Origin of the sequence: Pedobacter sp. AK017 (assembly GCF_014200825.1) — a bacterium.
Classification (GTDB): Bacteria; Bacteroidota; Bacteroidia; order Sphingobacteriales; family Sphingobacteriaceae; genus Pedobacter; species Pedobacter heparinus.
The window spans coordinates 170,665-182,678 of record NZ_JACHCW010000010.1 but is presented as its reverse complement, the minus strand read 5'-3'; the positions used below and the strand labels follow the sequence as shown (position 1 = coordinate 182,678).

Below are 12,014 nucleotides of genomic sequence, written 5' to 3'. Positions count from 1 at the left end.
TCATTGCAGCTTTGAAATTTCTATTCCCGCAGTGATGACAGCACCCATGCCGCGCGGATCATTGTCTATCGTTTTTCTTTTCATATAAAACTCCTGATCGTAACCAATGTCGGTTCCCTGGCAAATGCCCTGCACCACACCGTTTTCATCAATCTTGGTTTTAACGGCTTGCCAACCTGCAAGCGCATTCTTTTTATAGGCAGGGCTTAACCAACCTTGTCTTACCCCCCTGGCCAATGCCAGGGTAAATAAGGCCGTACAGGAGGTTTCCTCATACGAATCGGCCCTGTCAAGTACCTGGTGCCAGAAACCGTTTTTATTCTGGTAGCTTATCAGCACTTTCATCTGCTGTCTGAAATTCTGAAGTACCTGTTGATAAGCAGGATGGTTTTTGGGTAATTTTTCAAGCAGTTCAGCCGTTGCCCATACCACCCAGCCATTGGCCCGTCCCCAGTAAGCGGCCGAGCGTTGCTTGCTATGGTTAAACCAGGCATGTTTATACAGACCCGTTGCAGGGTCGAGCAGGTATTTCCTGAAGTTCAATACCTGTTTGGCAGCATCGTCGTAGTATTTAGTATCAGCTGTAATCTTTGCCATCTGCAGCAGGAAAGGTACGCTCATAAACAAATCGTCGGCCCAGACGGTTGATTCAACAGGTTCAGGGCGACAAAAAGTGCCATCCTTTAACCTGAGCTGTTCTTTAGCTACATAAGCTCCTATGGGCATTACCAATTCTCTTACCTTTTCATCCTTTTCCCTTAAATATTGTTCTGCAAACGGCAAAACGGGTGCCCCGGTATCGTCCAGCATGGTGCGCCTGAATATGCGGTGGTAACTGCCGCGCCAGGCAAACAGATTGTTGTACTGATAATCGGAATAAGGCAGTTGCCGTAGGGTAAAATTAATATACTGCCTGGCAAAGGCACTGTATTTACCATTGTTCTCAAGCGCCATGATACTCCATACCATTGTACCATGCGAATAATGCCAGTCGGTATAAGGGTCGCGCTGGTAGGCCGCCGTGGCCGGCGTTTCCAGTTCAGGAATAAAGCGCTGCGAACTTTTAGCCCAGGTCAGCACCCTCCCCTTTTCCATTGTATAATCCGGCATGCCCTTTTCGGGCAGCAGGGTATTGCTAACTGGACCTAAAAGCATCCAGGCTGTATTTTGATTGTCCTCTTTAATTCCTGAGCTGAATTTTGCAGCAGCATCCAGGTCGCCCTCTTTTGTAGCCGGCATCAGAAATACGACAGGCAATGCATTTGTCCCGGGTGTATAACAGATCACTACTTCGTTATCACCCTTTTTTAAGCATGCAGAAAAACTTTTATTGAAGGTAAAACGATTATAAGAAATCTCCTTGGGGATTTGAATAACCTGGTTCTCTTCATGGTATACCTGTTTTCTGTTTAACCAGATGCTGAGCTTGCCGGCATAACTTAAGCCAAAACTTACAGTGGTATCGCTGATGGCTGTAAGCTGGCTTTTCGCATATACCTGTTGTGCTGATGCAGGCTGTAAATTTCTGAAATCAATCACCTGCAGGCCCAGTACATCTTTCTGGGGAACCAGTGTAAAAGCAAAACGTGTATCAGCAATAACCTTATCTGCTACTTTTTTAGCTACAGACAGTGCATCATTGGACTGGGCGGATACAGCTAAAGAGGCGCCCGTTAAAATTAAAGTACCTGCTATAACAAAAAATAACCTGCTAAATAAGTTCATTGCTTTATTTAAATTTTAAAGGATTAATGATGCACTGTCCTGATCTAAAAATAGCGTTGCGTCGGAATGGGTCCTTAAGGATGTAGAAGGATATTTTGCAGTAATGGACTCATTGAGTGTATATTTTACCGCCTGTGCTTTATTTTTACCTGGCACCATACAAAAGATGTACTTCGACTGCAGCAAGGCCGGAATGGTCAAGGTATAAGCCAGGGAAGGCACCTCAGCTACCGTAGGGAAACAACCGTCATGTACCTGCTGTACTTTGCAGGGTTCGTCCAGATCGATGATCTTGACCAGTACCGGATCGTTAAAATCGGCCACATGTGGATCATTAAATGCCAGGTGTGTGTTTTCGCCTATGCCCATAAAGGTAATATCCGGTGGCATCTTTTCCAGTAAAGCTGCATAATGCCTGCTTTCTGCTTCAGTATCGTTACCATCTTCATTCAGATAATACACCTTTTTAAGGGGCAGTTTTGAAAAGATCTTCTTGTTCAGAAAATTGCCGAAGCGCTGGGGATGTGTTACAGGCAAACCGGTATATTCATCCATGTGAAAAGCATTTACGCGGTTCCAGGCAATGTCCTTTTCAACTGCAATGGCCTCAAGAAACTCATTTTGAGAAGCTGCAGCAGCAAAGATGATGTTTACCTCATCTTTGTGCTGCAACAATTCCCTGAGGCATTGCGCTGCCAAATCAGCAGCGCTTGTCCCCATTTCTCCCCTCGTATTGTAAACCTTAACTTTTAACTTGTCTTTTAAAAATTCTTTAATCATATCTTAATTAATAACGGTATTTTAATCCGGCACGGGCCGAAAAATCATAAAATGTATTGGTAAAAATTCTTGAACGCTCGCCAAAGTATTCTACCTGAGGCTGGTTGGTTAAGTTCACCCCCTCAGCATAAATGGTCAGCTTTTTGGTGATGCGGTAAGAAGCATTTACATCTAACTGGTAACGCGCAGCCCTGATTACATCAGTAGCATCATCTGTACCTAATGTTGAAGTATAAGCACCATTATAGTTCAGATTTCCCTGCAGTGTAAAACCTTTTAAAGTATAAGAAACCGAACCATTGGCGGTATGATCTGCCTGTCCTGGTAAGCGAAGCTTAGTTCTGCCCAAAGCATCAGCTCTGGAATGGGTATAGGTATAGTTTGCATACAGGGAAATACCTTTCAGAACGCCAGGAAGAAAGGTAAGATTGGTTTGTGCGTTAACTTCTACACCAAATACTTTAGCCAGATCTCCATTGTAAGCTTTGAAATATTGGTAACCTTTATATGCAGCTGCATCAGGAAACTCAGTACCGGTTAAATTAATCACGCTATTGTACTGAAACTTATCAATGTGTTTATAAAATGCACCAACAGAAAGGATGCCCAGGTTACTTAAATATTGCTCAATAGACAGATCGTAATTGGTAGCAAATGCAGGTTTCAGATCCGGGTTACCATCAGTTAATGTTTGGGCCAGGATACTTACTACACGACTGGGTACCAGATCATTAAAATTAGGCCTGGAATAACCAAAAGATACAGCGCCACGTGCTACTGTATTTTTAGCCAGGTCATATTTACCCTGCAGGTTTGGTAAATATTTGGTATAGTTGTATTTAGAATTAACAGGCACAGAAGAAGTGAGAAACCCATCTTTATCCTGATTAACCAGTTTGGCGTCATAATCTACATCTGTTCTTTCTACCCTCAAACCACCTAACAGCATTAACCGCTTAAATTGAATACGATTCATCAGGTATCCGGCTACTACATTCTCCTGTGCATCATAGAAGTAAGCATCAATTGATATTTTCTTCTGGTCTGCATTCTGTGTAAAATAAGAAGGATTGTTGTAAAAAAAGTCTATAGTAGCATCCTTATCCACGTTCAAACCGAAATTGATGTTGTTATCCAGAAAATCTGCATCGAGTTCTGAATTTCCTTTAAAATTATTGAGGCTACCTACGCCAGCAGGCCCGCTATAGTTGGCAACAAATGTACTTGAGGGTCTGAAACGCTTGTTGCTCATCCTTTTTACTTTTGCACCCATTTTAAAATAAGCATCATTATCTCCTATTTTGTAGGGATAAGTAAGGTTTAAGCGTGCGACAACATTGCGGCCTTGTGTTTTAAAATCGTTCGCTTCAATGGTATTATAATTATATAAAGCTGCGTTATTTTTGGCATCTGTAGAACCTGTTGCCTGGATATAATCACCAGATATATCGGTAATCGTTAAAGGAACATTACCGGTAATATAATTAAAAGCCGCAGCACGCTGATCAAAATTAGAAGCCGTTAAAAATATTCCTCCATCTAGTTTAACTTTACTTAACATGGTTTCACCTTCCAAACTGAAATTGATATTGCTGTTTCGCATTTGTCTGTCCAGCACCTCATTGTAGCCCCTGCCTCTTGTGGTGGTATAAACACCATTGGCAAAAGTGGTATTGGCGGTTTGCATACGTGTACGTTTGCGGTAGCGGGTAGCATCGTTGTCCAGACTGTTAAAGGTTAAATTCGCCACAATGGAAGTAGTTGGGCTAAAGCTATAATCGATGGTGGTGGTTGCCCCCATACGGGTACGTTCATTTTCCAGATAAACGAGACGGATATCTGTAGGGAAATAGATGGAGTCCTTGTTACCAATAAAATCTTTTTTCTGCCAGGCCTGTGCATTGATCTCATCATAGCCATTGTTTGTTTTGTAATAACTACCAGATACCGTAACCCCCAGTTTACCGTTGGGCATATCATCCGTTGCACCATAACGACGGCCAAAGCTGATGTTGCCAATGCCGTTTGAATTGTTGCGCAGCTTGTTATAACCACCACCTAAGTCGACCGACAACTGTGGTTTTAAACTGATGGCAGTAGGTGTTTTTAAGTTAATTGCACCCGCAATGGCATCCCCATCCAGGTCAGGGGTCAGGGTTTTGATAACCTCCATAGAGGCCAGCACATTTGCCGGGATCAGGTCCAGCTGTGCATTACGCTGGCCAAGCTCCTGCGTACCCATAATCTGTTCGCCATTGATATTGATATTGGTATAGCCACCGGGTGTACCACGCAGCTGTACCGTTGAGCCTTCACCCTGCTCACGGCCGATTGTTACACCCGGAAGCCTTTGCAGCGATTCAGCTACGTTGAGATCAGGGAAACGTCCCATCAGATCGGCCGAGATCACCTGCTTGATGTTGTCGGCATTTCTTTGCTGGTTCAGGGCTTTCTGCTGTCCTTCAATTACCCCGGATACTGTAACACCCTTTAAAGCAACACTGCTGGCTACCAGCCGGATGTTTTGTACCAGTGTTTGTCCGGCTTTCAGTTCAACATTGGTTTCAACAGGGCTATATCCCATATAAAATACGGTAACTACATAATTGCCTGGCTGCAGATCGTTCAGTTGAAAATCACCAGTGGTACTACTGGAAACACCTTTATTTGTACCCTTGATCTTTACAGATGCTCCGGGCAATGCGCCTCCTTGCTCATCGATCACTTTACCCCTGATGTTGCCCACGGTTTGGGCATGTGCAGGAACACTTATCCCTGCGACGGAAATGATAACCGCTAATATCCACATGAGATATGATTTAAGAATAGATTTTTTCATGACAAGTTTTGTTTTGGGTTTGGTTATTGGTTGATATATTGGTTAGTTCTAGAATGATTTGAATTTATAGTAATCGCTCAAAAAGCGAAGTGCGAAACTGGTACCGATATCCCGGTTGACCAGCCATACCTTGCCCTTGGACCTGGTACGGGTCTCTATTACCTGGCCCCTCAGGTTTTTATCGGGGTGGTCTTCAGCAAAACGGTTGTGTACCAGCCAATAGGCGGATTTTTCGATATTGGCATCAAACTCCTTATAACCCTGCTTAGCAAGTTCCATCCATACAATACCGGAAAGGGCGACTTCAGAACCAGTTACTGAGCCCTTATCCGGTGCTTTACCATCTGTATAATTGTCGTAATACATGGTGCCATCCTTTTGCTGCGCTTTAGCATGTGTACGGGCAGTTTTTGCCGCAGCTTCCAGGTATTTTTTATCCTTGGTCAGCTTAAAAGCCTCGATGAGTGATTCGGCATACCAAAGGTTAAAGCGGGGATGAAAGGAATGTACATCTTTAAAATTGGGCATAAAGTCAGACCAGATCCCGTTTTCGTCCTGCAATTTCAGCAGACTGTTGCAAAGGTTGATAAAGGCCTCTTTAAAGGCTTTGTTCCCGGAAAATTCGTATGCATCTTTAAATAAAGAGCCCTCTGTGTTAGGACGGGAAACATCAAACAAAGTTTGTTCACCCACCTTTTTATCTTTCCAGAAGGGACTGTATTCCTTCTGTACTTCACCTGTTTTCAGGTCTACATTGTCATAACATATCCCCTTCTCCGCATCGTACATATGCTTTAACATCCATCCCGCAGCTTCTGTAGCCACTTTTGCATACTGTTTATCTTTGGTTACCCGGCTCAGTTCATAAATCCCTGGGGTACCGTCAGATATGGTAGCAAACACAATCACATCATCGCCGATAAAATCGCCATGGGTAGCACCAAGCATGCCCTTTAACTTAGGGTGGTCTTTAATCTGCAGGCTTATCCAGTAATTACCTGCTTTTTTGGCAGCATTTAACCAGGCTTCATTGCCCCTGATCTTGTAGCCCGCCAGCAAGGCATTGATGGCCTGACCAGTATGCCATGGCACTTCATAGGGGTACCATTTGCCTTCTGTGAGGTTATAGTCGCAACGTGATTTACCCTGCTCATCCAGGATCACGTTTACAATGCAACTGGCCGTTTGATCGATTGCAGTTACAATTTCTTCCTTTTTAACCTGGGAAAAGGAAAGGTTGGGAGCGCTAACACAAGTGACCAGGATTATACTGGCCAGGATCCTAATCTGCTTCATGACTGTTCTGGTTAGCATTGATGGTATATTTATGTTTATGATTGGTTACCGGTTCTGTAGTGTCTAATCTGAAAGTAAATGCTGCATTGGCATTGCTGCTTTTTACTTTTAACAGGATATAATTGCTGCCCGCTTTTAAAGGCAGGCTGTAAGCTTTTTCTTTAGGCAGGGCCGGGTTGTTTTTTGCTGCCGCATTGCCTTCAGCAATCGGACTATTGTTACAAAAAAGTTCTACAGCTGAATCATTTCCGATCCATGCCTGTACCTGTCCGGCTGTTTCCGTGCTAATGGTACAAAAGGCGTAGACATAGGCATCGCTGCCCAGGTCTTTAAATTTATTGATGATACCGCCATTGTCGGTATTGTATTTCATCCAGCGAAACTGTTTACTGTTGTACTGTGCAAAATCACCAGGTTTGGGTGGATGGTTTGCTGATTGTTCTTCCGAATATAAAAATGGCGGGAATCCGCTCGACTTGCTTTTAAAAGGTCCGCTTAACAACCAGAAATTAAAATAATACTGATCACTTTCTACCACATTTAGTCCGACAGCAGCAGCCGCTGGCAAGGAATTAACTTTGCCAGGTTTTTCCAGGGAGAGCAGTTTATTTTCAAGGTCTGTTAATGCAGCAATACGTGTTTTATAGGGTTTTAAAGCATAATCAAGTGTATAAGGCTGATTTTCAGCGTTCCATTTATTACGGAAATCTATTTCCATAGCCTCGTACCTGTTTTTAAGCAATTTTAAGGACACAATACGTTCGTTCATACCATCAACCCGTTTTCCCTGCTGCTGCTGGTACCATTTTGCAAGTTCCGCAATCTGTATCCTGGTATCAAAAAGCAGTTTGTACCGGTCAACAATATATTTCAGCGTGGCCAGATCGGAAAGGTGGCGCTTAGGTTTTGCGTTCTGCAGCAGCTGTGCTGCTTCATTTACCAGTCTTAAACCTTCGGCTACGTCTTTGTTGTTCAGGATAAGTGTTTCGCCGTTTTGCGGTAAAATGTGCTGCCACCAGATTTCATGGGTCATGTTATAGGTAAGCGGCAGATCCCTCAGCTCCATAAGTTTGCCAATGGCTTTTACATAAGCCCCGTTTGCAGTTCCATAGGCTGTCTTCTCATAACGCAGATCGAAGCCATCATTTAAAACTGATTTTACGTTCCAGCTCTTCTCTGCCGCCATATAAACGCCATACCAGTCTTCCGAAAACAGCTGGTCGCCACCCTCATCCCAAATGGTAGTATAAGCACCAATGGTTCCTTTTTCATAACCTTCTTTAATAAACCCATTGATATTGGCTTTGGCAATGGCCAGATCTGGGAACAGCCTGTTGGTATTTAAAATACCCGGACAAACCATAAAACTAAGGTTACGTTTTACAAAAGGATCTATCCATTTGCTGTAAGATTGTGGATCGCCATATTCCCAGGTCATGTAAACAATGTCTTTGGGCAGCATATCCAGGATTTCCTCATGCTGAAGGGCAATATCACCCCACATCATTAATTTTTTCCCATTCTTTTTTACTATATCATACAAAAACTTAAGATGATCTGCATAAAATTTGGTTACCCCCACACTATCTGTATATTTTTTAGATTTGCCCTTGCCCAGGTCGAAAGTCTCGTCGCAGTTCACATTGAAATAAGGAGAGCTGAAGGCGCCGCACATCTCGGTGATCACACTTTCCAGGAATTGTCTGGCTTTGGGATCGAGGGGCGAGATCATGGTAGACGTTTCACCCATCGACTGGTACTGTGGCAGGGATAAAATATTGTTAAAATGCCCGAAGGACTGGAAACTGCCAATCAGCTGCATATGGTATTTTGCAGCGTAGGCATCCAGCTCTTTCACATCGGCAATGGTCAGCTTACCATCTGCCGGTGCAAAATCGGGATATGATTTTGTCTGGATAACATGCTCGATATAAAACGACAGACCATTTACTTTTAAAGCCGCCATCCTTTCAATCTGCTCTTTGATATAAGTAACTTTTGAAATGGGGCCGCGGCTGATGTCGTCAAACATCACCCTTTGCGATAAAGATGGCCAGTCGGTAATCACCAGCTCTTTATTCCAGCCTGCATCCAGCAATTGTTTTAACGTTTGCAATCCGTAAAACAATCCTGTTTCGGTATTGGCCACCAGCAACTGGTCCTTATTGTTCAGGATCAGCACATACCCCTCTTTCCCAATCTGTGTTTTCCAGTCGGCCTTTAATTTAGTGGCATAGGGCCTAATCCTTGCATCCGTCTCTTTGTCGCGTCCGGTTAAACTTAACGTTACAGCATCTGCAGTTTTTTTACCTGTCAGCATATATTTTGTCACATCCGCCAAACGGTTCAGCATGGCCTGATCAATACCCCCTGCTTTAAGGGATATATTTTTGATCGCTTTTATCGGAGCAGTTCCCTGCAGCACCTGTTGCGGATAGGGCACAACAGGGATATCGGCTGCAAACAGTTTAGTGTTCAGCAATAAGAGCAAGATCAATATATGAGTTCGCCTTATCATTTTTTTGTAGTTTGGTTGCTTACTGATTTAATTTTCGGGTGCTGGTTATTGCTTACCGAGACATTGCCTGCAGCGCCTTCTTTCCAGATAAAATACTTTGCAGGTGTATATACAGAATTTGCGGTAACAAAGCCATTCGCTACATTTTTCAGATAAACTGCAGCATTTGTATTGGCGGTACTGGCCATATTGAGCCCCCTAAGCTCAAAATCGCTTGTATTTTCAAGGGCTATGGCCGGACGTTCGTCATCACCGGTAAAAGAAAGCCTGATGTCATTTAAGCGGATTCCTTTTACATGTTTTACGTACAATCCGTAAGCCGGCAGTGGACCAAACATAGTGGCTTCTGGATAATGATCGGCCAGGGTTTCCAGTTTACGGAACATGGCATCGGCCTTTGCCCCGCCAGAGCTGGAAATAGAGATGTTGCTTAAAGAAACATTTTCTATGATGGCATTTTCAAGTCCAATGACTGAGCTGCCGGTAATATCGGCCCCTGTAGCTGTTACATTGGAGATATGGATGTTCCTGGCTACCCCAATTCCCGGATCAGCGGCATTATCGGTATGTTTTCTTGCCCTGTTGCCCAGGCGGATAAACAGCGGTACCTGCGGCCCGTCTATGGCTACGTTACTGATACTGATATTTTCCATAATGCCCCCATCAACCATTTCCAGTGAAATGCCACTGTTGCCGGCCGGTTTACCATAAATGGTGGTCAGCTGTGCCGAAGGCTTGATGACGATATTGCTGATGGTAACGTTTCTGAAACCACCGGTAGATTCGGTACCGAACTTGAGTCCGTTACAGTGACTGCTAAACACGCAGTTGCTGATCACTATATTCTCTGAAATGAGTTTGGAAGTACTTTTTAAAGTCAGGCCATCATCGTCCGAATCGCCGTTTACATTGGTGATCCTTACATTTTTACAGCCATCAATATCGATCATATCGTTGTTTTTATTGGAATGGTTCCATATAGAAATACCATCGATCACTACATCTTCACAACCCAGGTAATGTTGCATCCAGAAAGCAGAATTGCGCAGGTGTACCTGTTTAACGCTAACTTTCTTACAGGCTACAAACCAGATCAGGTAAGGTCTGTTCATATAGCGGTCTGGCTTTTTAATGGTATTGATCTCAAAACTTGCTCCCTGTCCGTCTATTGTTCCGGGACCTTCAATACCTATATTTTCGGCTTTATGCGCAAAGATCAGTGCCTGCTTTGCCCAGTTTTCGCCATAAAATGGAATGCTGACCTGCTGGTAAGGGTAATTGGCAGCACCTTTAACACCGGTTAAAGTACATCCGTCGGAAAGGTAAAGGGTTACATTACTTTTTAGCACTACAGTTGCACTCATGAAATGACCGGCAGGGAAGATTACCTTACCCCCACCCGATGCTGCACAGGCATCGATGCTTTTCTGAATGGCTGTGGTGTTTACAGTAAGTCCATCGCCTTTGGCTCCATAAGTAGTAACCTCTACATCTGCCGCCCGGGTAAGGGTTGAAATGCTGGTCAGTAGGATGAATAAATAATTCCGCATAATTAAGAATGGTTTAAGCATGATATACTTGTTTTTTAGTCCTGGAGATTTGGTAATACACATTAAAAAGATAGCAGGGGATGAGCAGCAGGTAAGCCAGCTGGTTATTGGAAATATGTGATAGCCAGCTGTAAACCAGTGGCAAAATAGCCCCTCCGGCAATACCCATAATGAGAATGGCCGAGCCCCGGTTCAGTAAGGCACCGCTAAGTCCCCTTAAGGCAAGTGGCCAGATGGCAGGCCATAACATGGCATTGGCAAAACCCAGCAGGGCAATGAAAGCGATTGAGGCCTGGCCAGGTACAAATACTGCGAGCAGTGTCAACAATACGCCCAGCAGGGAAGAATATAGGAAGGCCTTTTCCTGACTAATCAGTCTTGGAATAAATAGGGCCCCTAAAACATAGCCCGTAAGCATAGATGCGAGGGTATAGGAAGTCAGGCTTTTGGCCACGTCTAAACGTACGCCATGATAAATACCATAGTTGCTGATGGTATCGCCGGCAATAACCTCTACCCCTACCGTTACAAATATAGCTGTGAAGCCCAGCATAAAAATGCCGTTATAGCTTTTGCCCCCATTGGCCAGTTCTTCTTGCTGATTTATGGCCAGATCGTCTTCCGAAGGGGCGATTTCGGGCAGATGGGCATATTTAATGCCAAAGGCTATTACACAAAGTACGATGGTTAAAACGATATAAGGCATGATCACATCCTGGGCCAGTTCGTCCAAACGCATAGTTTTTGCTGCCGGGGCCAGACTTTCCAGTTCCGCCAGCAGGCCATCCGAATTTTTCAGGATAATAGCGCCCAGGATCATCGGGGCCAGTATACCTGCAAATTTATTGCAAATACCCATAATGCTGATGCGCTGTGCTGCCCTCGCAGGATCGCCCAGTTTGGTAATGTATGGATTTACAGCAGTTTGCAGCAAAGTTGTTCCAGCTCCGACAACAAACAGGCCCAACAGGAAAAGCGGATAATAACGCATCATGGCTGCCGGCACAAACAAGAGACAACCCGCAGCCATGATGAGCAGTCCTACCTGCATCCCTTTGATGATCCCCGTAGCCTGCAATATTTTACTGGACGGCAGGGCCATAAACGTATAAGAAATATAAAAGGCAAAAGTAACCAGGTAGGCCTGCCACTCTTCCAGTTCACAGGCAATGCGCAGGTAAGGGATCAATGTTCCGTTTACCCAGGTTACAAAACCAAAAATGAAAAAGAAAAAACCAATGGTCATTACCTGTTTGTTATAGGTACTACCTGTTGCCGGCTTGGCTATATTTACTGTTGCCTCCAT

General features: G+C 44.1%; 7 protein-coding genes. All 7 read right to left on the bottom strand.

Annotation, left to right across the window (positions count from 1 at the left end):
* Genes HDC92_RS15880 through HDC92_RS15850 form a run of 7 tightly spaced genes read right to left on the bottom strand, consistent with a single transcriptional unit; the run spans nucleotide 1 to nucleotide 12,014 of the window.
* Nucleotides 1–1,725 carry a glycoside hydrolase family 105 protein gene (locus HDC92_RS15880; RefSeq protein ID WP_183875905.1) on the bottom strand — a complete coding sequence of 575 codons (1,725 nt, stop codon included), beginning with the start codon at nucleotides 1,723–1,725 and terminating at the stop codon, nucleotides 1–3.
* A 15-nt stretch (nucleotides 1,726–1,740) separates the two neighbouring features.
* Nucleotides 1,741–2,505 carry a 6-phosphogluconolactonase gene (locus HDC92_RS15875; RefSeq protein ID WP_183875903.1) on the bottom strand — a complete coding sequence of 255 codons (765 nt, stop codon included), beginning with the start codon at nucleotides 2,503–2,505 and terminating at the stop codon, nucleotides 1,741–1,743.
* 7 nt (nucleotides 2,506–2,512) lie between these two features.
* The gene (locus tag HDC92_RS15870; protein WP_183875901.1) at nucleotides 2,513–5,344 is read right to left on the bottom strand and encodes a TonB-dependent receptor; all 2,832 of its coding nucleotides are present in this window, start codon (nucleotides 5,342–5,344) and stop codon (nucleotides 2,513–2,515) included.
* A gap of 48 nt (nucleotides 5,345–5,392) precedes the next feature.
* Entirely contained in the window at nucleotides 5,393–6,640 is a 1,248-nt protein-coding gene (locus HDC92_RS15865; RefSeq protein WP_015808917.1) for a hypothetical protein, read from the bottom strand.
* On the bottom strand, nucleotides 6,627–9,158 hold the full coding sequence (locus tag HDC92_RS15860) for a beta-N-acetylhexosaminidase (RefSeq protein ID WP_183875899.1): 2,532 nt from the start codon (nucleotides 9,156–9,158) through the stop codon (nucleotides 6,627–6,629). The genes HDC92_RS15865 and HDC92_RS15860 overlap by 14 nt, the downstream gene beginning before the upstream one ends.
* Entirely contained in the window at nucleotides 9,155–10,729 is a 1,575-nt protein-coding gene (locus HDC92_RS15855) for a glycoside hydrolase family 28 protein (protein WP_183875897.1), read from the bottom strand. The genes HDC92_RS15860 and HDC92_RS15855 overlap by 4 nt, the downstream gene beginning before the upstream one ends.
* The gene (locus HDC92_RS15850; protein ID WP_183875895.1) at nucleotides 10,722–12,014 is read right to left on the bottom strand and encodes a sugar MFS transporter; all 1,293 of its coding nucleotides are present in this window, start codon (nucleotides 12,012–12,014) and stop codon (nucleotides 10,722–10,724) included. Before HDC92_RS15850 ends, HDC92_RS15855 begins: the two co-directional genes overlap by 8 nt.

Coding starts and splice junctions, on each gene's coding strand:
- HDC92_RS15870 (WP_183875901.1), bottom strand. CDS start 5,344: ATGAAAAAATCTATTCTTAAATCATATCTCATGTGGATATTAGCGGTT.
- HDC92_RS15850 (WP_183875895.1), bottom strand. CDS start 12,014: ATGGAGGCAACAGTAAATATAGCCAAGCCGGCAACAGGTAGTACCTAT.
- HDC92_RS15860 (WP_183875899.1), bottom strand. CDS start 9,158: ATGATAAGGCGAACTCATATATTGATCTTGCTCTTATTGCTGAACACT.
- HDC92_RS15865 (WP_015808917.1), bottom strand. CDS start 6,640: ATGAAGCAGATTAGGATCCTGGCCAGTATAATCCTGGTCACTTGTGTT.
- HDC92_RS15855 (WP_183875897.1), bottom strand. CDS start 10,729: ATGCTTAAACCATTCTTAATTATGCGGAATTATTTATTCATCCTACTG.
- HDC92_RS15875 (WP_183875903.1), bottom strand. CDS start 2,505: ATGATTAAAGAATTTTTAAAAGACAAGTTAAAAGTTAAGGTTTACAAT.
- HDC92_RS15880 (WP_183875905.1), bottom strand. CDS start 1,725: ATGAACTTATTTAGCAGGTTATTTTTTGTTATAGCAGGTACTTTAATT.